The sequence below is a fragment of the Pseudomonas fluorescens genome, from assembly GCF_001307155.1.
Lineage (GTDB): Bacteria > Pseudomonadota > Gammaproteobacteria > Pseudomonadales > Pseudomonadaceae > Aquipseudomonas > Aquipseudomonas helvetica.
The window spans coordinates 3,113,313-3,134,484 of sequence record NZ_CP012830.1 but is presented as its reverse complement, the minus strand read 5'-3'; the positions used below and the strand labels follow the sequence as shown (position 1 = coordinate 3,134,484).

18 protein-coding genes are annotated in these 21,172 nt (G+C 59.0%); 10 read left to right on the top strand and 8 right to left on the bottom strand.

The genetic code is table 11. The annotated features are described in order from the left end of the window. Positions 1-165 precede the first annotated feature (165 nt). Positions 166-423: a 50S ribosomal protein L27 gene (rpmA, locus tag AO353_RS14105; protein WP_003176049.1), complete on the bottom strand. Its 258-nt coding sequence runs from the start codon at positions 421-423 to the stop codon at positions 166-168. Positions 424-458: 35 nt separating this feature from the next. Beyond that, a complete protein-coding gene (rplU, locus tag AO353_RS14100; RefSeq protein WP_003176051.1) occupies positions 459-773 on the bottom strand; it encodes a 50S ribosomal protein L21 in 315 nt (104 codons plus the stop codon). A 240-nt stretch (positions 774-1,013) separates the two neighbouring features. Between rplU and AO353_RS14095 the strand changes: the two genes are divergently transcribed. The 3 genes from AO353_RS14095 (at position 1,014) to AO353_RS14085 (ending at position 2,981) form a co-directional block, all read left to right on the top strand. After that, positions 1,014-1,982, top strand: a complete 969-nt coding sequence (locus AO353_RS14095; protein WP_054595512.1) for a polyprenyl synthetase family protein — start codon at positions 1,014-1,016, stop codon at positions 1,980-1,982. Positions 1,983-2,176: 194 nt separating this feature from the next. Beyond that, positions 2,177-2,518 (top strand): zinc ribbon domain-containing protein YjdM, encoded by a 342-nt coding sequence (locus AO353_RS14090; protein WP_054595511.1) that lies wholly within the window; start codon positions 2,177-2,179, stop codon positions 2,516-2,518. Between the two features lie 205 nt (positions 2,519-2,723). Beyond that, positions 2,724-2,981 carry a hypothetical protein gene (locus AO353_RS14085; protein ID WP_054595510.1) on the top strand — a complete coding sequence of 86 codons (258 nt, stop codon included), beginning with the start codon at positions 2,724-2,726 and terminating at the stop codon, positions 2,979-2,981. A gap of 128 nt (positions 2,982-3,109) precedes the next feature. Here AO353_RS14085 and AO353_RS14080 read toward each other — a convergent pair whose 3' ends face one another. The 3 genes from AO353_RS14080 to AO353_RS14070 all read right to left on the bottom strand — a co-directional run bounded on the left by AO353_RS14080 (position 3,110) and on the right by AO353_RS14070 (position 4,892). Beyond that, positions 3,110-3,727 carry an FKBP-type peptidyl-prolyl cis-trans isomerase gene (locus tag AO353_RS14080; RefSeq protein ID WP_054595509.1) on the bottom strand — a complete coding sequence of 206 codons (618 nt, stop codon included), beginning with the start codon at positions 3,725-3,727 and terminating at the stop codon, positions 3,110-3,112. 127 nt (positions 3,728-3,854) lie between these two features. After that, on the bottom strand, positions 3,855-4,148 hold the full coding sequence (locus tag AO353_RS14075; protein ID WP_054598231.1) for a DUF6482 family protein: 294 nt from the start codon (positions 4,146-4,148) through the stop codon (positions 3,855-3,857). Positions 4,149-4,403: 255 nt separating this feature from the next. After that, positions 4,404-4,892, bottom strand: a complete 489-nt coding sequence (locus tag AO353_RS14070) for a TIGR00645 family protein (RefSeq protein WP_019691610.1) — start codon at positions 4,890-4,892, stop codon at positions 4,404-4,406. Between the two features lie 161 nt (positions 4,893-5,053). On the opposite strand from AO353_RS14070, the gene AO353_RS14065 reads away from it, so the two are divergent. After that, the gene (locus AO353_RS14065; protein WP_054595508.1) at positions 5,054-6,883 is read left to right on the top strand and encodes a hypothetical protein; all 1,830 of its coding nucleotides are present in this window, start codon (positions 5,054-5,056) and stop codon (positions 6,881-6,883) included. 3 nt (positions 6,884-6,886) lie between these two features. On the opposite strand, the gene AO353_RS14060 is transcribed toward AO353_RS14065, so the two are convergent. Continuing rightward, positions 6,887-7,228, bottom strand: a complete 342-nt coding sequence (locus tag AO353_RS14060) for a hypothetical protein (RefSeq protein WP_019691608.1) — start codon at positions 7,226-7,228, stop codon at positions 6,887-6,889. 271 nt (positions 7,229-7,499) lie between these two features. Continuing rightward, positions 7,500-9,944: a Lon protease family protein gene (locus AO353_RS14055; RefSeq protein ID WP_054595507.1), complete on the bottom strand. Its 2,445-nt coding sequence runs from the start codon at positions 9,942-9,944 to the stop codon at positions 7,500-7,502. Between the two features lie 278 nt (positions 9,945-10,222). Here AO353_RS14055 and AO353_RS14050 point away from each other — a divergent pair, with 278 nt between their 5' ends. From AO353_RS14050 to AO353_RS14035, 4 genes are all read left to right on the top strand, one after another. Next, positions 10,223-10,711, top strand: a complete 489-nt coding sequence (locus tag AO353_RS14050) for a DUF3015 domain-containing protein (RefSeq protein WP_054595506.1) — start codon at positions 10,223-10,225, stop codon at positions 10,709-10,711. A gap of 85 nt (positions 10,712-10,796) precedes the next feature. Next, positions 10,797-12,650, top strand: coding sequence for a DUF4105 domain-containing protein (locus AO353_RS14045; RefSeq protein ID WP_054595505.1), 1,854 nt, complete (start codon positions 10,797-10,799; stop codon positions 12,648-12,650). A 159-nt stretch (positions 12,651-12,809) separates the two neighbouring features. After that, a complete protein-coding gene (locus AO353_RS14040) occupies positions 12,810-13,115 on the top strand; it encodes a chorismate mutase (protein ID WP_054595504.1) in 306 nt (101 codons plus the stop codon). A 117-nt stretch (positions 13,116-13,232) separates the two neighbouring features. Further along, on the top strand, positions 13,233-13,724 hold the full coding sequence (locus AO353_RS14035) for a GreA/GreB family elongation factor (protein ID WP_054595503.1): 492 nt from the start codon (positions 13,233-13,235) through the stop codon (positions 13,722-13,724). Between the two features lie 77 nt (positions 13,725-13,801). Here AO353_RS14035 and ettA read toward each other — a convergent pair whose 3' ends face one another. Continuing rightward, positions 13,802-15,466 carry an energy-dependent translational throttle protein EttA gene (ettA, locus tag AO353_RS14030; RefSeq protein WP_054595502.1) on the bottom strand — a complete coding sequence of 555 codons (1,665 nt, stop codon included), beginning with the start codon at positions 15,464-15,466 and terminating at the stop codon, positions 13,802-13,804. A 285-nt stretch (positions 15,467-15,751) separates the two neighbouring features. On the opposite strand from ettA, the gene AO353_RS14025 reads away from it, so the two are divergent. Then, on the top strand, positions 15,752-19,600 hold the full coding sequence (locus AO353_RS14025) for an EAL and GGDEF domain-containing protein (RefSeq protein ID WP_054595501.1): 3,849 nt from the start codon (positions 15,752-15,754) through the stop codon (positions 19,598-19,600). Between the two features lie 280 nt (positions 19,601-19,880). Beyond that, positions 19,881-21,134: a serine hydroxymethyltransferase gene (glyA, locus tag AO353_RS14020; protein ID WP_054595500.1), complete on the top strand. Its 1,254-nt coding sequence runs from the start codon at positions 19,881-19,883 to the stop codon at positions 21,132-21,134. Positions 21,135-21,172: the final 38 nt, after the last annotated feature.

Sequence of the window (21,172 nt, the reverse complement as noted above, 5' to 3'; positions counted from 1 at the left end):
CGAAAAACACTAAGACATAAGACTCTTGCAAAAATGAGCGCAGCGACCTCAATCAACGACCGCATAATCCAGCGCCGGCAGCCCATACAAACAGTTTTGCAAGAGACTCACCCCACAAACGAAAAAGCCCCGTCGCAAGACAGGGCTTTTCCAGCGATCGCGCAATTAAGCCGCGACAACGCTCACGTAACGGCGGTTGAACGCGCCTTTTACTTCAAACTTGATCACGCCTTCGATTTTCGCGAAGAGGGTGTGATCTTTACCCATGCCAACACCGTAACCGGCGTGGAATTGGGTGCCGCGCTGACGCACGATGATGTTGCCCGGAATGATTTTCTGGCCGCCATACATCTTCACGCCAAGGCGTTTGGCTTCTGAGTCGCGACCGTTACGGGTACTACCACCAGCTTTTTTGTGTGCCATGAGTTCAATTCTCCTAGTGAGGAATTAGGCTGAAATTAAGCCTGAATACCGGTGATTTTGATCTCGGTGTACCACTGGCGGTGGCCCATACGCTTCATGTGGTGCTTACGACGACGGAACTTGATGATGCGGACTTTATCGTGACGACCTTGGGAGATCACTTCAGCCACAACGGTAGCGCCAGCAACAACTGGAGCGCCGATATTCACATCATCGCCATTGGCGACCAACAGAACGCGATCAAAAGTTACGGATTCGCCGGTAGCGATTTCCAGTTTCTCGATCTTCAGGTATTCACCTGGGGCGACCTTGTATTGCTTGCCACCAGTAACGATTACTGCGTACGACATGGTATTTCTCCGATAATCCTGCTCACCCAGCTCTTTATAAGAAGAGGTATTGGCTGGCATGGCTGCATGGGATGGAACGACCCAAATGCAATTGCGTAAGGCAGGTGCTGCCCAGGAAGTTCAGGGTGCGCGATTGTACGCAAGCCACGAGCGCGTTGCAAGTGGCCGTCCATCGCGCCTTGACAGGCCCGGACGTGGGTCCTAGCATGCCGCGCAACCCTTCTGGAGCGACTGTCGCTGATGCAACCCCAAGCTTTCTACCGCGCGGTGGCGGACGATTTTAACGCCGTCGACGGCATCATCAAGAAGCAGCTGACTTCCCGAGTGCCGCTGGTATCGAAAATCGGCGATTACATTACCTCGGCTGGCGGTAAACGCCTGCGCCCTTTATTAGTGTTGCTGTGTGGCAAGGCCCTGGGGCGCGAAGGCGACGACATGCGCTTGCTGGCCGCCACCATCGAATTCCTGCACACCGCCACCCTGCTGCACGACGACGTGGTCGACATGTCCGGCATGCGCCGTGGCCGCTCGACCGCCAACGCCATGTGGGGCAATGCCCCGAGCGTGCTGGTGGGTGACTTCCTGTACTCGCGCTCGTTCGAGATGATGGTCGAACTGGGCTCGATGCCGGTGATGAAGATTCTCTCGCAAGCCACGCGGATCATCGCCGAAGGCGAAGTCCTGCAACTGTCCAAGGTGCGCGACGCCAGCACCACCGAAGAAACCTACATGGAAGTCATCCGCGGCAAAACCGCGATGCTTTTCGAGGCTTCGACCCACAGTGCTGCGGCCCTGGCTGGCGCTACACCAGAACAGAGCGAAGCCTTGCGCACCTTTGGCGACCACCTCGGTGTGGCCTTCCAGCTGGTCGACGACCTGCTGGATTACAAAGGCGACGCAGAAACCCTGGGCAAGAACGTCGGTGACGATCTGGCCGAAGGCAAGCCGACCCTGCCGTTGATCTACACCATGCGCGAAGGCACGCCGGAGCAAGCGGCACTGGTGCGCCGGGCGATTCAGAAAGGTGGTATCGAAGACCTGGAAAGCATCCGCGCTGCCGTGGAAGCCTCGGGCTCGCTGGACTACACCGCACAACTGGCCCGCGATTACGTGGCCCGTGCGATCAAATGCCTCGAAATGCTGCCTGCCAGCGAATACCGGGATGCATTGGTCGAGCTGAGCGAGTTTGCGGTCGCCCGCACGCACTGACCCGCTCTTTGCAGGAGCAGAGCTTGCTCGCGATAGCGATCTCAAGAACGCCATCGCTGGCAAGCCGTGCTCCTACAGATGCCTCTATCCGATAGTGCGACATCGAAGACAGCCTGCTGCAAGTGTTGACCCCATACCCGCCTAAAACCCTATATAATGTGCGCTTTTAGCCATCCTGAATCCAAGGAGCTTTAGTGAGCACGTTGCCACCCTGCCCGAAATGCAATTCCGAATACACCTATGAAGACGGCGCCCAACTGATCTGCCCAGAGTGCGCCCACGAGTGGTCCGCCAACGGCGAAGCCGACGCAGCGTCCGATGAAACCGTGAAAAAGGATTCGGTCGGCAACGTCCTGCAAGATGGCGACACCATCACCGTGATCAAGGACCTCAAGGTCAAGGGCACATCGCTGGTGGTCAAGGTCGGCACCAAGGTCAAGAACATCCGCCTGTGCGATGGCGACCACGACATCGACTGCAAGATCGACGGTATCGGCCCGATGAAGCTCAAATCCGAGTTCGTCAGAAAAGTCTGAACCTGCTGTATTCCATCCTGCGCCCTGCGTGGGATGGAGCCTCACCCTCGCCCGATCCCCCAGCAATCCTGCCCAATAGCAAAACGCCAGCCGTTTTGACCCTCAGCAATTCCCCTACAGAAAACAGCAGAAACCGCCAATAGGTACTTGCTATTAATTGAATAGGAATTATTCTCATCAAACCATTAAAAAGGAGATGAGCATCATGACTTACTTGATCGATGCATGGCTGGATCGTCCACACCCGTACCTCAGGATCCTGCATCGGGAAACCGGGGAAGTGTGTGCGGTATTGGAAGAAGAAGCCTTGAGTGAGCTGCAGGACCAGGGCGACCTCGACCTCAATGGCCTGAGTTCCAGCGAGCCAGTGGTGCTCAAGGAGCTGGTACGCAACCTGTTTCTATTCTGCTACGCCCGGGCATTGCGCCCGATGAATGATTCGAACACCAAGTTCGAAATATGAGTGACGTAAACCCCGTAGGAGCAAAGCTTGCTCGCGATGTGCCGGGGTCGCACCCGACCGACCCGGCTCAACGGTAAAACCGCGGTGATGCGATCGCTAGCAAGCTCTGCTTCTACACATTCGGGGGCTTACAGAACGTCGAGCAGCTCGACGTCGAACACCAGAACGCTGTGCGGCGGAATGCTGCCAACGCCTTGTGCGCCGTAAGCCAGTTCGCTCGGCACGTACAGGCGCCATTTGCTACCGGCGTTCATCAGTTGCAGAGCTTCGGTCCAGCCGGCGATTACGCCGCCAACCGGGAATTCTGCAGGCTGACCACGATCGTAGGAGCTGTCGAACACAGTGCCGTCGATCAGCGTGCCGTGGTAGTGAGTACGCACTTGATCTTCACGGGTTGGCTTGGCGCCTTCACCTTGAGTCAGTACTTCGAACTGCAGGCCGGAAGCCAGAGTGGTGATGCCGTCACGCTTGGCGTTTTCAGCCAGGAATGCCAGGCCTTCGCCAGCGGCCGCTTCAGCCTTGGCAGCAGCTTCGGCTTGCATGATTTCGCGGATGACCTTGAAGCTGGCAGACATTGCTTCCTGGCCAACGCGGCTTTCCTTGCCGGCGAATGCGTCGGTCAGACCGGCCAGGATCGCGTCCAGGCTAACGCCCGGTGGCGGGTTGTCGCGCAGTTGGTCGCCCAACTGACGGCCGATGCCGTAGCTGACGCGGGTTTCGTCGGTGGACAGATTTACTTCGGACATGACACTGCTCCGCTGTGCGGACGGCTCGGGACATTGCCGTGCGTGCACAGCGCATCCCGGAGCGCCCGGAACCAAAAGGGCGAGCAGACTAGCACAGATGCCATTGCGGTGATCAGGGCTGTCAGCGCTATTGGGATATGGGCAACTTCAGGCTCTCTTCCCCGCTGGTGCCCAGACCGCACATCTCATCGTGCACCGAGGTGTGAATCAGGTTGAACGTCAGCTTGGGAAAGGCATGAAGGACTTCACGAGCATGCTCTACCGAACGCAAATGCAGTGTTTGCCCATGGGTGTCGTCGATTGGATGAGCGGCGCCATGTATCCGTGCCTCTAACAGATAGATCCCGCCTTCCATCGAAATCAGATTCAGCTCATCGACCTTCCCGGCGATGGCATAGGCGTTCAACTCTTGCAGGTTCATGAGCGCACCCCGCGCGATGGCGAGCCAAGACATTTACAGGGATATGCCTCGGCGCACAAAAGCACAAGCCAGAAACGCCGCCGCCCGTCCGTTTCACAATGGCTGTGGCGAGCGAGCTTGCTCGCGCTGGGGCGCGAAGCGGTCCTGAAACCTGCCAATGCAGTTAATCAGGTAAATCGCGCCCTCAGGTTTTACGACTGCTGCGCAGCCGAGCGCGAGCAAGCTCGCTCGCCACAGGGGACATTCCAAAGCGGATCAGTGCTTGGTCAGCTTGTCCAGGTAGCCCATGGCAAACGCCGAGATCACGAAGGTCATGTGAATGATCACGTACCACTTCAGGTGCTCGGGATCGACGTTCCTGGCGTCCATGAAGATGCGCAACAGGTGAATCGAGGAAATCGCCACGATCGAGGCCGCGACTTTCATCTTCAGGGAAGAAGAGTCCATCGTGCCCAACCAGTTGAGCTTCTCCTTGCCTTCATCAATGTCGAGTTCGGACACGAAGTTTTCGTAGCCGGAAATCATCACCATCACCAGCAAGCCGCCCACCAGCGCCATGTCGATCAGCGACAACAGCACCAGAATCAGATCGGACTCGGCCATCGAGAACACGTTGGGAATAACGTGGAAGACTTCCTGAAAGAATTTCAGCGCCAGGGCCAGCAGGCCCAGGGACAAACCGAAGTAGATCGGCGCCAGCAGCCAGCGCGAGGCGTACATTGCATTTTCGACAAAACGTTCCATTGAATCTCACACAAGGGTTTTAAACGGCGGCGAGTATATCAGCCGCTCAAAACCCCATAAACCGCAGACAAATCCGCAACCTGCGAGCCTGCCAAAGCGTTTTTCTGCTAGTGTCCAAAGCATTCGCATCGTTTATTTGCGTTGTAGAGGAAAACCGGAAAATGGATTTGCGATTGCCTTTAACGACTGTCGGCCTTTGCCTCGCGGTACTGATCGGCGGCTGCTCACCCAGCGATGAGAAGCGCCCGCAAAGCCTCGAGGAGAAGACTGCACAGTTCGAGAAGTCGCTGGACGCGATTCAGGATCCCCAGCTCAAGGATGCCGTGGCCAACCTCGGTGGCTCGTTGCTGCTGCTCGAGCGCGCACAGCAAAAGCTTGCCATCAAGCCGATCGCCACCGAATACGGTGAAGATGCCATGGCCCTGCTCAAGCACTATCCCAGCCCACAGGCGCTGGTCGACACCTACATCAATGGCCTGTTCGTATTGCGCAAGGACTCCAGCTCCGAGTATCTGACCGACTTGCAGCCGGTGTTTCCCTTCAGCTTCAACATGCCTTCCGAGTTCCCCTTTCCGCATGGGTTGGAATGGCAGTCGGTCACGCTAAGCAACAAGAAGGTCGTCCCTTTCCAGCCCGAATGGTCGGAAACCGATCCCGGCATTCAGTTGAGCCCTTCAAGCGCCGGCCTGACCAATCCGGATGACCTGACCGTGGCCTACCCTTTTGTCGAGGGCGAGAACATCGACAGCAAAAGCCAGCCGCAACCGACAACCCTGAAAGGTAAAGTCGAGGTCATTGCACCGCGCAAGGTATTCACCTTCGACCTGACGAAAAAGGACGTGGGCCAGACCCGCACTGACGACAACATCAGCGTCACCCTGAAGGCCCTCGAAAAGAACTACGCCGAGGTCGAAGTCAACAACAGCGCAGCACTGGCACCAGACGTCAGCGATACCCCGCTCAATCCGCTGATTGTCCAGGCCAGGGACACGACCGGGCAGCTTCTCTCACGCTCGGGCTCGATCAACGAAGATGCCGCCCAAATCGGGTTCTATCAAAAACAACTGGCCGAGATGCAGAAGCAGACCGCCTGGAGCGATGCGTTCGAAAAACAGCTAGAAGACGAGCAACAGGCGTTCGAGCACAAGCAGACTCATCATTACACCAAGGTGTACTTCAACGGTCCCATCGAAAACCTCGAAGTCAACGTCCTCGACTTCTCGGCCGTCACCGTCACCCGCAAAGACCTGGAACTGCCAGTACGCCGCTTCGACCGCAATACCACGGATAAAACCATCCAGAGCCTGAACCTGCCCGTGGTCGTGTACGACGATCAGGCCGCAACCTGGCTCAAAGGCGCCGCACTGGATGAGGAACAGCTGAAAAAGAACATCCACGTCAATCAGTCCGTCGAGGACGCCAGTGCGGCACGTATCGAATTCGATCACCCGAAAACCTTCAACGACGAACTGCTCGGCTCCTCCTTCAGCCCTGGCGACACCCCCGTGACCTTCTTCACCCAGGACGATAAGGGTAAACGTGGCGAGCCCATCGAATTACCAGCCGAGGCCTTCGAAATCGACCCGCTACGCGCCACCATCACCTACGACCTGACCTTGTTCCCCGAAACGCCGGCGTATGCTGTCGGCTCGATGCCGTTGTTTCTGGCCAATATTGCAAAAGACAACCTCGACACCCAGAAACTGCCCAAAGGCCTGGAGCTCAAGGGCAACGCCCTGGTGGTTGACCAGAAAGTATTCCCCGCCCAGAACTGGCGCTTCTTCGCCAAGGACGCGAGCGGAAATTACCTGAAGGAGATTCTTGCGGTCAGCCACGACGCCAGCGCAGAAGGCCCGGCGCTGGTTGAGGTGCATTATTTCTACGGCCAGCCGAGCAGCCTGGAAACCTACCAGCGCACCAACCTCAATACCGTCGAATACGGATTCGAGGTCAAGCTCGACAAGGCCGAAAACCCCAACCCTGTCGAATAGTCACTAATGCTCGGGGTTGAACTGGAAACCACCCGGATTTCGGCAGCGTCCACCATTGATTTCCCGCAATTGGGCTTGCAAGTGCAAACACCAGATTTGCGGGTCATCGGCCAGCTGATAGCCGTGCAGAGTCAGGCTTTCAACGATGGTATCGAGTATCGACTCGGCCACGAAAGGACCATGAAACGGGCCTTGGGCCTTGATGGCGGAAGGTTGTTCACCGGCCATTCCGGCGGCAAACAACAAGGTCCACATACCGGTGTCCCCGGCAAGCGGACGAATACTGCATTCAATACGGGTAACCAGGCCCAGGCATTGGCGGGTGAGGCAGAGGTTGCGCGGCATGGCGGCGACCCTCGGTAAATCGGGTATTCAGCCTCCACGGGAAGGCTGTCTCGATCCAGTGATGACTGTCGATGTCCTTGTCCTGAGCATAGAAGAAAAGTCGAGTCAGCAAGTTGACGGAGCTTAGAAGGCGCCGAATGGTCGTTGTTGGTTTTTTGACGCCATGCGGGCGGCAAAAAGCGCTATCACAATGACGACCCAGTACCATGCACAAACCCCGTGGCGAGGGAGCTTGCTCCCTCGCCACAATGGCTGTGTACAGCTTCGGGTGTCAGGCAGGCTTGGCCGCAGCCAATATTTCCTGCGCCTGCACATGTTCCTTCTCGGCCTCTTTCAAGTCATCTTCGCTGATCATTTCCGCGATCACCCGCAAACGCTCCACCACGCGCGCGTTGACGCTGCCCTCAGGGAACTGACCCTCTTCGTCCGGCTCGCCGGCGGCCTCGCCCACCAGCAGGCTCAGTGCCTCATCGGCCTGACGCACCGCATAGACATGGAACTGCCCGGCACGCACAGCCGCCAGCACCCGCTCATCGAGCATCAACGTGGCAACGTTGGCCTGAGGAATGATCGCGCCCTGCTCGCCGGTCAAGCCACGCGCTTCGCAAAGACGGAAGAAGCCTTCGATCTTCTCGTTGACCCCGCCCACCGCCTGCACTTCACCGAACTGGTTGATCGAACCGGTAATCGCGAAGCACTGCTTGAGCGGGGTTTTCGACAATGCCGAAATCAACGTGCAGGCCTCGCCCAGCGATGCACTGTCACCATCGACGTAACCGTAGGATTGTTCCAGCGCGATACTGGCCGAAATCGCCAACGGGAATTCCTGGGCGTAGCGGCTGCCCAGATACCCGGTGAGGATCATCACACCCTTGGAGTGGATCGGCTGCCCGAGGTTGACCTCACGCTCGATGTCGACGATGCCGCTGCCACCGGGGTAAACCGTGGCAGAGATTCGCGCCGGTATGCCGAACGCCGAGTCGCCGACCTCCAGCACCGTCAGCCCGTTGCACTTGCCGACCGCAGCTCCAGCGGTGTCGATCAGGATGATCCCGGCCAGCATGTCATCGAGAATCCGCGCCGACACACGCCCGGTGCGGGTGGCCTTGGCCTTGAGCGCACGTTCGATGTGCCCGGCATCAGTCATCTCGTCACCGGCCAGATCGCGAATGAAGTCCGCCTCGCTGACCAACTGGAACAGATCGCCAATGCGCGCCGACAAACGGCCCTGATGCTCGGCCAGCCGCGCACTGTAGGTCGCCAGACGCGCCACCGCATCGGCGGTCAGCGGGGCCATGCCTTCTTCCGAGGTCCGGGTCTTGAGCAACTGAGCAAACTGCTCGAGGCTCTCATCGACCATCGGGATGTCTTCATCGAAGTCCACCAGAACCCGGAACATCTCCTGGAAATCCGGATCGAGGTCTTGCAGCGTGTAATACAGCTGGCGCGCGCCGATGATGACGACTTTGACCTGCAGCGGAATATGTTGCGGCGTCAGGGTCACCGTGGCCAGTCGGCCCAGCTCGCCCAGCGGCGATTCCATTTTCAGTTTGCGTGATTGCAAGGCCCGCTTCAGCGCATCCCAGACAAAGGGTTCGCTGAGCATTTTTTCGGCTTCCAGAATCAGGAAGCCGCCGTTGGCCCGGTGCAGCGCGCCCGGACGCAACTGCCGATAAGTGGTGTAGAGCGCGCCCTGATCAGTGCTGTACTCGATACGGCCGAACAGGTTGTCGTAAGTCGGGTGCGGTTCGAACACCACAGGGGCACCGCCACTGTGCGGATGACCGACCACCAGGCTCGGGCCATATTGTTCTTCGAGCAACTTACGGGCGACCGCGTCGGTCTTGCTGTCATCGACCAGTTGCTCGACCACCGTCTTGAGCAGATACACCTGCATCGCTTGCAGGTAACCGCACACCGCCGCGTTTTCTGCGTACTTTTCCGACAGCGGCGAAAGCAATGGCTGCAAGGCCAGCGTGATGGTTTCTTCGTTGAGCTGGCGCAGCTGATTGCTCGACTCGCGCTTCCACTGCGGCAAGCTGGCCAACTCTTCGTTCAGCCGTTCTTCCAGTCCGGAAATGTCGTCGTGGAAGCGCTCGCGAACGGCCTCCGGCAACTGGGCGAATTCCGCTTCGTCCAGCGCCTTGCCTTCGCTCATCGGGGTGAAAGCGATGTTGGTGCTGTCACGGTACAGCGCGACTTCTTTCTCCAGCGCCAGGCGCTCGATCACGTCCAGTGCACGGTCGTAGCGCTGATTGAAGGCGCGGTCGATGGCACTCTTCTTTTGCTGGTAGGACGGGTGTTCGAAGACTGCTGGAAACGTCGCCAGCAGGTTGTCGATCAGGCCGTTGATGTCGGTGATGAACGCACCGGCCGTCCCCGATGGCAACTCCAGTGCGCGAGGTTCGCGCGGCTCATCGAAATTGTTGACGTAGACCCAGTCCGCCGGGGTCTGCAGGCGTTTGCCTTCGGCTTTCAGGTAGCGTTTGACGAAAGAGAACCGGCCGGTACCGGGCTCACCCATGACAAACACGTTGTAACCGGGGCGTGGCATGGCCACACCAAACTGCAAGGCTTCAACCGCACGTTCCTGGCCGAGCACGCCGCGAAAAGGCTCCAGCTCATTGGTGGTAGAGAAGCTGAACTGTTCAGCGGAAAACGGACGGGTCAGCGCTTCAGGCGCTAGACGCAAGCTGGCAGCAACAGGATCGGGCATCGGGCTTCCTTACATCAGGCGGGGCAATTGAAGGCATTCTGGCGCTGCCCGTGCCCGACTGGCAAGGCGCGCCTTGGGTAAAAGCATAGTCAAGCGCCAAACCCTGGACGGGCCAGGGCTAAATCAATGGTTACTGGGAATGTTTGGCAAAAAATCACGGAACCCCCGGATCGTGCCTAGACTCCAAACTGCGCGGCTGGACCAATCACCAGCCAAATGGCGTCGGAGCGGCGCCAGAACCCCTGCCCATTGGTACGCAAACAAAAGAGAACACAGCTATGAAACGGATTCTTCTTGGTACTCTCTTCACCGTTGCATCCCTCAACGCCATGGCCCAGGCGCCAGGCGGCCCGGATTGCGGTTGGGGCAACATGCTGTTCGAAGGTCAGCGTGGCACCCCGGCACACTTCCTGGCATCCACCACCAACGGCACTTCTGGCAACGCCACTTTCGGCATGACATCCGGCACCAACGGTTGCGCAACCAATGCCGCGCTGACCTATGGCGGCAAATCCTGGATCGCCATGAACGGCATGATGAACGAACTGTCCGAAGACATGGCCAAGGGCTCCGGCGAAGCGCTGACCACCTATGCCGTGGTACTGGGCGTCGCACCGCAAGACCGTGCGTATTTCGCCACCGTCACCCACGAGCACTTCCAGCAGATTTTCAGCAAGGCTGATGTGACTGCTGAAGACGTGCATACCAATACCCTGGCGGTACTCAAAGGCGATGCTCGTCTGGCCAAATATGCCACCCCGGCTTAAGCTCGGCCTCACCCGCCCCTCACCCGGGCGGGTTTTGTTTTTTGAACCCGACCTGCTTTGGGTTTTTTTAATTAAGTAGCCCACCATGCTCAAACGCCTTGCCTGTCTGGCGCTGTTTGCCTGCGCCCCGCTGTCCGCCGCGCCTCTGATCGACAACCAACGTTTGCAGCAACTGGCCAACGACCCGTTCTGGATTTCCCTGGGCCATTACGAAAGCGCAAAACTCGGCGGCTGGCGCAGCTATGTCAGCGACAAGAAGTTCTTCCTGGCAGCCAATGGTGCCGAACATCCCGACGCAGAGCTGGCGGCCACCGTACAAGCGCTCTATGCCCCGGCCAGTAAAGGCCAGCAGCACGCGCAATGTATTTACCCGGCGCGTACCCGCTGGTTGAAAGCCCAACTGAACCTGAACGATTTGCCGACGGTGGATTGCAGCGAGTTCAAACAATGGTTCAAGGACGTATCACCCCACAGCGCGGTGATGATTTTTCCGGCAGCCTATCTGAACAGCCCGTCATCGATGTTCGGTCATACCTTGTTGCGCATCGATCAGGCTGACGTGCAAACCGACCACACGGCCCTGCTCAGTTACGCGATCAATTTCGGTGCCTATATCGAAGGTTCGGACAACAGCATTCTGTATGCCTGGAAAGGCCTGATGGGCGGCTATCCGGGGTTGTTCGCGCTGGTGCCCTACCAGGAAAAACTCTCGGAATACCGCAGCCTGGAAAACCGCGATCTGTGGGAGTACCGGTTGAACCTGAGGCAGGCAGAAACCGAGCGCATGGTCGAGCACGTCTGGGAGCTCAAGCAGATTCAGTTCGATTATTTCTTCTTCGATGAAAACTGCTCCTACCGCTTGCTGGAGTTGCTGCAAGTCGCAAGACCGAGCCTCAGGCTCACCGAACAATTCCCGCTGACGGCGATTCCCACCGACACCGTCAAAGCCGTGAAAGACGCCGGGCTGGTGGAAAAAATCGATTACCGCCCATCCCGCGAACGTGAGCTGTTGAGCCGCGCCAAACCGCTCTCAGGCGATGAGCAGCAATGGGTGTTGAAGGTCAGCACCGACCAGAAACGCTTGCAGGAGCCGACCTTTAAGGCGCTGCCACGTGATCGTCAGGCATTGATTATCGACGCGGCCTACCGTCTTGAGCGCTACCGCGCCAACGGCCAGGAACGCGATCCACAGCGCGCGCAACGCAGCTTCGAGCTGCTGCGGGCGATCAATCAGAACCCGCCACCGGAGTTGTCCATCGAACGCCCGGGCTTGCCGGAAAACGGTCACGAATCGCGCACCTGGCAGGCCGGCATCGGCACCCGTGGCGACAAAGCCTTTGGTGAATATGGCCTGCGCATGGCCTATCACGACCTCAACGACAACGCCGAAAGCTTTCCACTCGGTGCGCAGATTGAAATTCTCCAGATGAAGCTGCGCCAGTACGAAGGCAATCACTGGCAATTGCAGCAACTGGACCTGGCGACCATCCGCTCATTGACCCCGCGCAACGAGCTGCTGCAACCGTGGTCCTGGCAGGTGACCGGCGGCCTGGAGCGAGTACCGGGAAAGCACGACGATGAAACCCTGGTCAGCCATGTCAACGGCGGTGCCGGTGGCACCTGGCAACTGGGCGACGACGTACTGGGCTTCGCCCTTGGCACCGTGCGCATTGAGCACAACAGCGACTTTGCCGGTTTCATCGCGCCCGCCGCCGGCTTCAACAGCGGTGTTCTGTGGAAGAACCCGCTGGGCAATCTGAGCCTGGAAACCAAAGGTGATTACTTCACCAACGGTGAAGTGCGACGTAGCCTGAGTCTGAACCAGCAGTGGGAACTGTCGCGTAACCTCGGCCTGCGCCTGAGCGCCCAACGGGAGTTCAGCCACATCGCGTCCCCCGAAAACGAGGTTATGCTGGAAGTGAAGTGGTATCACTATTGAACCCCGCTCCCTTGTAGGAGCACAGCTTGCTGGCGAAGGGATCACTGCCGTTCTACTGGCAGACCGAGGAGCCTGCATCGCCAGCAAGCTGTATTCCTACAAGGGGAGTGTGAATCCCCCGACGTTAAAGACTATGTTTATACAAGGAGCTCAAACTACATGGATGCCAACTGCCGCTCCCTCGAGGAAGCACGCGAAAACATTGACCGGCTGGATCGGCAAATTGTCAGCCTGTTGGCCGCGCGCGGCGCTTATGTGTCGCAGGCCGCCCGCTTCAAGAAAGACAGCGACGCGGTGAAAGCACCGCAGCGTGTTGAACAGGTCATCGCCAAAGTCCGGGCACTGGCTGAAGAGGTCGGTGCCAACCCGCAGGTCATCGAGCAGGTGTATCGAGCCATGATCGCCGCGTTCATCGAACAGGAACTGGCTGAACACGCTCACCTTGCAACCACGACGATGGATTGATCAGCACCCTTCCACGGGTGTAGCAAGGGGCTATCGCTCGCAGCAGGTCGTTTTCGGACAACCTTGGAAACCAGAAGCCTGCGACGATGGCCAAAACCCCATTCAGGGAGAACCGCCATGAGCCGCGCTTTCGTCAATGAAGATAACGCCACCCCACAAGCCGACCAGCCGGTAGAACGCCAGGTCAGCACGCAGCCCAACTACGTCACGCCCGAAGGCCTCGCCCTGCTGCAGGCCAAAGTCGCCGAGTTGCAAAACCAGCACGGCGAACAATCGGCCCGCGAGGAGGCTGACCCACAGTGGCTGGCCGATCTCGAGCGTGATCTGCGTTACTTCAAGCAACGCCTGCAAAGCGCTCAAGTGGTGCCACCGGCCACTTCCACCAAGAAGGTCCAGATTGGCAGTTGGGTGACCTACGCCGATGAACGGGGCACCGAACGACGCGTGCAACTGGTTGGCGAAGATCAGGCCAATGCCGCCAAAGGCCTGATCAACTGGAGTTCGCCGCTGGGACGTGCGCTGCTCGGCGCACAGCTGAATGACGAAGTGCTCTGGCAACGACCCGCCGGCGATCAGTTGATCGAAATCATCCGCATCGAACCGAACTGAACCGCGCCCAGAGCCAGAGAAAGCTCACGCAAAAAAAAACGGAGCCCGAAGGCTCCGTTTTTCATGCAACCAGCCGATCAGGCCAGTTTCTTGTGACGTACCCGGTGTGGCTGGGAAGCGGCATCGCCAAGACGCTTTTTGCGGTCGGCTTCGTACTCGGTGTAGTTACCTTCGAAGAACACCGCTTGCGAGTCGTCTTCGTACGCCAGGATGTGAGTCGCGACGCGGTCAAGGAACCACCGATCGTGAGAGATCACAATGGCGGCGCCCGGGAAGTCCAGCAGGGCTTCTTCCAGCGAACGCAGGGTTTCAACGTCGAGGTCGTTGGACGGTTCGTCGAGCAGCAGGACGTTGCCGCCCTCTTTCAGGGTCAGGGCCAGGTGCAAGCGGCCACGCTCACCACCGGACAAGTCCTTGACGAACTTCTGCTGATCGCCGCCCTTGAAGTTGAAGCGACCCACGTAGGTGCGCGACGGGATCTCGTAGTTGCCGATGCGGATCTGGTCGGAACCGTCGGAGATCTGCTGGAACACAGTCTTGCTGCCGTCCAGGTCTTCACGGCTCTGGTCAACGCAGGCCAGTTGCACGGTTTCACCGACTTCGATGCTGCCCGAATCCGGTTGTTCCTTGCCCATCAGCATGCGGAACAGTGTGGATTTACCCGCACCGTTACCACCAATCACGCCAACGATGGCGCCTTTAGGCATGGAGAACGACAGGTTGTCGATCAACACGCGATCGCCATAGCCCTTGGTAACGTTCTTGAATTCGATGACTTTGTCGCCTAGGCGAGGACCGGCCGGGATATAGATCTCGTTGGTTTCGCTGCGCTTCTGGAATTCCTGCGATTGCATTTCTTCGAAGCGTTGCAGACGCGCCTTGGATTTCGACTGACGGGCCTTGGCGCCTTTGCGCACCCACTCCAGCTCTTCCTTCATGGCCTTTTCATGGGCCGACTGCTGCTTGGATTCGGCGGCCAGACGGTCGGACTTGGCTTCAAGCCAGCCCGAATAGTTGCCCTCGTAAGGAATACCGGCGCCGCGGTCGAGTTCCAGAATCCAGCCAGCAACGTTGTCCAGGAAGTAACGGTCGTGCGTGATCGCAACCACGGTACCCGGGAAGTCGTGCAGGAAATGCTCCAGCCAGGCCACGGAGTCGGCGTCCAGGTGGTTGGTTGGCTCGTCGAGCAGCAGCATGTCCGGGGCGGACAGCAGCAGGCGGCACAGGGCCACACGACGCTTTTCACCACCGGACAGGTGTTCGATCTTCGCATCCCAGGCCGGCAGACGCAGCGCGTCGGCGGCGACTTCCAGCTGGCGATCCAGGTTGTGACCGTCGCCCGCCTGCAGGATGGCTTCGAGCTTGGCCTGTTCGGCGGCCAGTTTGTCGAAGTCGGCATCCGGGTCGGCGTATTCGGCGTAGACCTGATCCAGGCGAGCTTGCGCGTCCTTGATCACGCTGACCGCTTCCTCGACCACGTCACGCACGGTCTTGGTCGGATCCAGCAGCGGTTCTTGCGGCAGGTAGCCGATGTTCAGTTCCGGCATCGGACGGGCTTCGCCGTCGAACTCGGTGTCGACGCCAGCCATGATTTTCAACAGTGTGGATTTACCCGAGCCGTTGAGGCCGAGCACGCCGATCTTGGCGCCCGGGAAGAACGACAGCGAAATGTTTTTCAGGATTTCCCGCTTCGGCGGAACAACTTTGCCCAGCCGATGCATGGTGAAGACGTATTGAGCCATGGAGAACCTAGGGTCAGTGACTGATGAATATAAGCACGGGCGAAGCCCGGGCCAGGCCATACGCGCCGCCTGCGATTGATTGCTATCAATACGTGCGCGCGAAAAAAGCCTGAGTCTAAGAGCTGGAACGCTCCCGCGTAACCGGCAAAGCTACCTTAATGACGGAAGGCAGTCCAGCCGAGAGGGGCTGGCACTTTGCCACAACTCAAGGCATGCTAGCCGCCCTCCGGGCGTCCGGCTTATAGTGCACGTCGCGCCAATCCAGCCAAACCGCAGGATCACAGTTTGTCCAATGTCACTCCGCCTTCGTCCGTGAGCGCACTGAGTTCTGCGACCGGATCGCCCCTGCGCGGCACCTTGAAAGGTGCATTGGCGACGCTTGTCCTACTGTTGATCGGACTGCTGCTTTGGCAATTATTCGACCAACTGAGCGAAACCCAGAACAGCCAGCGCCAGTACACCATTGACTACACTGCCGATCTGGCCGCGCAAGTCAGCCTGAACATGACGCTCAACGCCCAGATCGCACTGAATCTGCTACCGATCGTCGAAAAACCGCAGACCGTTGATCAGCAACAGGCGCTGCTGCGCAAACTGCAGCAATCGCTACCTGATTTACTCAGCCTCGCGCTGCTCAGCCCCTCGGGGAAAATCCTCAGTGACAGCGCCAGCGACAGCCAGGATGCCGGCTACCTGAGCGAGCTGGTCCGGCGCAGTCACGCGCAGGTGCATTACTTCAGCAACGCCAACGACGGCTCGGTGGTGAACCTGTTGCTGCACCAGGCCAGCGGCAGCACGCGCGACTACTGGGTCTTGCGCCTGCGGCCGACGTTTTTCTCTTCACTGACCAAGCAGAGTGACACAGGAATCCGTCCGCTGTGGGTGGTGGAAAACCGCATCAACCAACAGATCGTCAGCCGCGACGACGGATTACCCTCGAACAAACCGGACACGGTAAACGCCAATGACCTGGCGAACAGCGTACTGGTCGTCCCCCTCAGTAACAGCGACTGGCAATTACGCGGGCTGTTTGACCGGCAACGAGTGTTCGAACAACTGCTGCCGGTGTTTATCGGCAAATGCCTGCTGGGTTTGGCCTTCTCGCTGTTACCACTCATCGCATTGTTGAATATGCGCCGACGCCAGCGTCAGGTGCACGACGGACGTCGGCGCTATCGGGACATTTTCGACGGCACCGGTGTTGCGCTCTGTGTACTGGATCTCTCCGGACTCAAAGCCTGCCTCGACAAGGCGCAACTGCACACCAGCGAGCAATTGCAGCGGTGGCTGGAAAACCCCGAACAACGCCGACAGTTGCTACAGGAGTTGCGCATCACCGAGGTCAACCAGGTCGCCTTGCACCTGCTCAACGTCCAGTCCAGCGAGCAAGCCTGGAAGCTGTTGATCGAAGGCGGGCCACTGGATGGCAACGCTATCGGCAACCAGTTGCTCGATGCCGTGCTCAACCAGCAGAAACAGCTGGAACTGGAGATCAAGCTCAGGGACACCCAGGGCCGCGACCAGCATCTGTGGCTGGTATTGCATTTGCCGCAAGCACAGCACGACGCCAAAGCGGTGATCCTCAGCATCAGCGATATCACCAGCCGTAAAATTGTCGAGTTGTCGCTGCTGGAGCGTGAAGGTTTCTGGTCGGATGTCGTGCGTACCGTCCCCGATCATCTCTACGTACAGGACGTGATCAGCCAGCGGATGATTTTCAGTAACCACCACCTGGGCCAGACGCTGGGTTACAGCAAAACCGAACTGCACCAGATGGGCGAATACTTCTGGGAGATTCTGCTGCACCCCGAAGATGCCGATCACTACCACCGCTTGCGGCAGGAACAGCGCCAGGCCGGTTACACCCAACTGATGCAGTGCCAGTTGCGCTTCCGTCACCGCGACGGCAAATGGCGGCGTTTCGAAATCCGCGAACAGGCGCTGGCGCGGGACAAACATGACCAGGTCACCCGCATCATTGGCGTGGCCAAAGACATTACCGATCAGATCGAAGCCAGCGAATCCTTGCGCGACAGCGAGCAGCGTTACCGGATGCTCGCTGAAAGCATCAGCGACGTGATTTTCTCCACCGACAGCAAACTCTCGCTCAATTACGTCAGCCCGTCGGTGAACGCCGTGCTCGGCTATGACGTTGACTGGATCTTCCAGAATGGCTGGCAATCAACCATCGCCAACCCGCAACAATTGACCGGCATCTACAGCCTGATGGACCGGGTCAGCAAAGCCCTGGATAAACCCGAGCAACTGGCGCAACTGCGCAGCCAGGTGCAAACCCAGCTGTTCCTGTTCGACTGCTTGCGCGCCGACGGGCGCAAGATCCCGATCGAACTGCGCCTGGTCCTGGTCTGGGATGAACATGGCGCGTTCGAAGGTGTGCTCGGGGTCGGTCGCGATATCAGCCAGCAGCGCCGCGCCGAGAAAGACCTGCGCATGGCGGCCACGGTTTTCGAGCACTCGACGTCGGCGATTCTGATCACCGACCCGGCCGGCTACATCGTGCAGGCCAACGAAGCCTTCAGCCGCGTCAGCGGTTACGAAGTGGCGCAGGTCCTGGACCAGTTGCCGAACATGCTGACCGTCGATGACCAGCAGGAAGCCCACCTGCGCTATGTGCTCAAGCAATTGCACCAGCACAGCACCTGGGAAGGCGAAGTCTGGCTCAAGCGCCGCAACGGTGAACACTACCCGGCGTGGGTCGGCATTACGGCAGTACTCGATGACGAAGGCGACCTCGCCAGCTACGTGTGCTTTTTCAGTGACATCAGCGAGCGCAAGGCCAGCGAACAGCGGATTCACCGCCTCGCCTACTACGACGCCCTGACCCACCTGCCCAACCGCACCTTGTTCCAGGACCGGTTGCACACCGCGCTGCAATCGGCGGAGCGGCAGAAGTCGTGGGTCGTGCTGATGTTCCTCGATCTCGACCGTTTCAAGCCGATCAACGACTCCCTCGGCCACGCCGCCGGCGACCGCATGCTCAAGGAAATGGCGACCCGCCTGCTCGCTTGCGTCGACGATGACGACACGGTGGCGCGCATGGGCGGCGATGAGTTCACCTTGCTCCTGCAACCGCGTGCCAGCCGCGAGATCGCGCTGAACCGGGCGATTCATGTCGCCGAGCAAATCCTTGCCAGCCTGGTGAAGCCGTTTGTCCTCGAAGGCCGCGAGTTCTTTGTCACCGCCAGCATCGGCATCGCCTTGAGTCCGCAGGACGGCAATGAACTGAGTCAGTTGATGAAGAACGCCGATACGGCGATGTACCACGCCAAGGAGCGCGGCAAGAACAACTTCCAGTTCTATCAGGCGGACATGAACGCCAGCGCCCTGGAGCGCCTGGAACTGGAAAGCGACCTGCGCCACGCCCTTGAGCAAAATGAATTCGTTCTGTACTACCAGCCGCAATTCAGCGGCGACGGTAAACGCCTGACCGGCGCCGAAGCCCTGCTGCGCTGGCGGCATCCACGTCGCGGACTGGTGCCACCGGGAGACTTCATTCCAGTGCTCGAAGAGCTTGGACTGGTGGTGGATGTCGGTGACTGGGTGATCAGCGAGGCCTGCCGTCAGCTCAAAACCTGGCACCAGGCCAAGGTCCGCGTCCCGAAAGTCTCGGTGAACATCTCTGCACGGCAATTCTCCGACGGCCAGCTTGGCACGCGCATCGCCACCATCCTCAAGGACACGGGCCTGCCACCGGCTTGCCTGGAGCTGGAGCTGACCGAAAGTATCCTGATGCGTGAAGTCAGCGAAGCCATGCAGATTCTCGCCGGGCTGAAAAACCTCGGCCTGAGCATCGCGGTCGACGACTTCGGCACCGGCTATTCATCACTGAACTACTTGAAGCAGTTCCCGATCGACGTGCTGAAAATCGACCGGACCTTCGTCGACGGCCTGCCGTCCGGCGAACAGGACGCGCAGATTGCCCGGGCGATCATCGCCATGGCCCATAGCCTGAACCTGGCGGTGATCGCCGAAGGCGTGGAAACCCACGAACAGCTCGACTTCCTGCGTGAACACGGCTGCGACGAGGTGCAGGGTTATCTGTTTGGCCGCCCGATGCCGGCGGCGCGTTTCGAAGCGCAGTTCAGCAATGATGCGTTGTTCATGTTTGACTGAAATCCTTGTGGCGAGGGAGCTTGCTCCCGCCGGCCGGTCCGCGCTCGGGCGAAGCAGCCGCAAAACCACAACCGTGCTGCACCTGACACACCACATTCACCCATTTTGGGATCGCTTCGCAATCCAGCGGGAGCAAGCTCCCTCGCCACAGGCGTTATTCGTCGCCCCAATGGCTCATGAACACCACTTGTCTGCGACATGATGTCCTTTCATATGCCAGACAAAACCCATTGGGTTAGAATGCTTTCCTTTTCTGCCCCCCCGATCCTTGAGGACCGCCATGTTCAGCCGTGATTTGACTATTGCCAAGTACGACGCCGACCTTTTTGCCGCCATGGAGCAAGAAGCTCAGCGCCAGGAAGAACACATTGAGCTGATCGCTTCGGAAAACTACACCAGCCCAGCGGTGATGGAAGCTCAAGGCTCGGTTCTGACCAACAAGTACGCCGAAGGCTACCCAGGCAAGCGCTACTACGGCGGTTGCGAGTACGTCGACGTGGTTGAGCAACTGGCCATCGACCGTGCCAAACAACTGTTCGGCGCCGATTACGCCAACGTTCAGCCACACGCCGGCTCGCAAGCCAACAGCGCCGTTTACCTGGCCCTGCTGCAAGCGGGCGACACCATCCTGGGCATGAGCCTGGCCCACGGCGGTCACCTGACCCACGGCGCCAGTGTTTCCTCCTCCGGCAAGCTGTACAACGCCGTTCAGTACGGTATCGACAGCAACGGCCTGATCGACTACGACGAAGTCGAGCGTCTGGCTGTTGAGCACAAGCCAAAAATGATCGTGGCCGGTTTCTCTGCCTACTCGCAGATCCTCGACTTCCCGCGCTTCCGTGAAATCGCTGACAAGGTTGGCGCCTACCTGTTCGTCGACATGGCTCACGTAGCCGGTCTGGTCGCTGCTGGCGTCTACCCGAACCCGGTGCCATTCGCTGACGTGGTCACCACCACGACCCACAAGACCCTGCGCGGTCCACGTGGCGGCCTGATCCTGGCTCGCGCCAACGCCGACATCGAGAAGAAACTGAACTCCGCGGTATTCCCGGGCGCCCAAGGCGGCCCACTGGAACACGTGATCGCCGCTAAAGCGATCTGCTTCAAGGAAGCGTTGCAGCCTGAGTTCAAGGCCTACCAGCAACAAGTGGTCAAGAACGCCCAGGCCATGGCCGGCGTGTTCATCGAGCGCGGCTTTGACGTGGTCTCCGGCGGTACTGAAAACCACCTGTTCCTGCTGTCGCTGATCAAGCAGGAAATCTCCGGTAAAGACGCCGACGCCGCTCTGGGCAAAGCGTTCATCACCGTGAACAAGAACTCGGTTCCAAACGATCCACGCTCCCCGTTCGTCACCTCCGGCCTGCGCTTCGGTACTCCGGCTGTGACCACTCGCGGCTTCAAAGAGGCTGAGTGCAAAGAGCTGGCCGGCTGGATCTGCGACATCCTGGCTGACCTTTCCAACGAAGCGGTGATCGATGCCGTTCGCGAGAAGGTCAAGGCCATCTGCAAGAAGCTGCCGGTATACGGCGCTTAATCAGCCCGCTTAACCGCAGCAAAAAGAAACCGGCCAGA

What these genes read in the sequence shown, in the direction of transcription:
- AO353_RS14045 (WP_054595505.1), top strand. Translation starts at nt 10,797, where the DNA reads ATGCTCAAACGCCTTGCCTGTCTGGCGCTGTTTGCCTGCGCCCCGCTG.
- AO353_RS14080 (WP_054595509.1), bottom strand. Translation starts at nt 3,727, where the DNA reads ATGTCCGAAGTAAATCTGTCCACCGACGAAACCCGCGTCAGCTACGGC.
- AO353_RS14065 (WP_054595508.1), top strand. Translation starts at nt 5,054, where the DNA reads ATGGATTTGCGATTGCCTTTAACGACTGTCGGCCTTTGCCTCGCGGTA.
- AO353_RS14070 (WP_019691610.1), bottom strand. Translation starts at nt 4,892, where the DNA reads ATGGAACGTTTTGTCGAAAATGCAATGTACGCCTCGCGCTGGCTGCTG.
- AO353_RS14095 (WP_054595512.1), top strand. Translation starts at nt 1,014, where the DNA reads ATGCAACCCCAAGCTTTCTACCGCGCGGTGGCGGACGATTTTAACGCC.
- AO353_RS14035 (WP_054595503.1), top strand. Translation starts at nt 13,233, where the DNA reads ATGAGCCGCGCTTTCGTCAATGAAGATAACGCCACCCCACAAGCCGAC.
- rplU (WP_003176051.1), bottom strand. Translation starts at nt 773, where the DNA reads ATGTCGTACGCAGTAATCGTTACTGGTGGCAAGCAATACAAGGTCGCC.
- AO353_RS14085 (WP_054595510.1), top strand. Translation starts at nt 2,724, where the DNA reads ATGACTTACTTGATCGATGCATGGCTGGATCGTCCACACCCGTACCTC.
- rpmA (WP_003176049.1), bottom strand. Translation starts at nt 423, where the DNA reads ATGGCACACAAAAAAGCTGGTGGTAGTACCCGTAACGGTCGCGACTCA.
- AO353_RS14060 (WP_019691608.1), bottom strand. Translation starts at nt 7,228, where the DNA reads ATGCCGCGCAACCTCTGCCTCACCCGCCAATGCCTGGGCCTGGTTACC.
- AO353_RS14055 (WP_054595507.1), bottom strand. Translation starts at nt 9,944, where the DNA reads ATGCCCGATCCTGTTGCTGCCAGCTTGCGTCTAGCGCCTGAAGCGCTG.
- glyA (WP_054595500.1), top strand. Translation starts at nt 19,881, where the DNA reads ATGTTCAGCCGTGATTTGACTATTGCCAAGTACGACGCCGACCTTTTT.
- AO353_RS14075 (WP_054598231.1), bottom strand. Translation starts at nt 4,148, where the DNA reads ATGAACCTGCAAGAGTTGAACGCCTATGCCATCGCCGGGAAGGTCGAT.
- AO353_RS14040 (WP_054595504.1), top strand. Translation starts at nt 12,810, where the DNA reads ATGGATGCCAACTGCCGCTCCCTCGAGGAAGCACGCGAAAACATTGAC.
- ettA (WP_054595502.1), bottom strand. Translation starts at nt 15,466, where the DNA reads ATGGCTCAATACGTCTTCACCATGCATCGGCTGGGCAAAGTTGTTCCG.
- AO353_RS14050 (WP_054595506.1), top strand. Translation starts at nt 10,223, where the DNA reads ATGAAACGGATTCTTCTTGGTACTCTCTTCACCGTTGCATCCCTCAAC.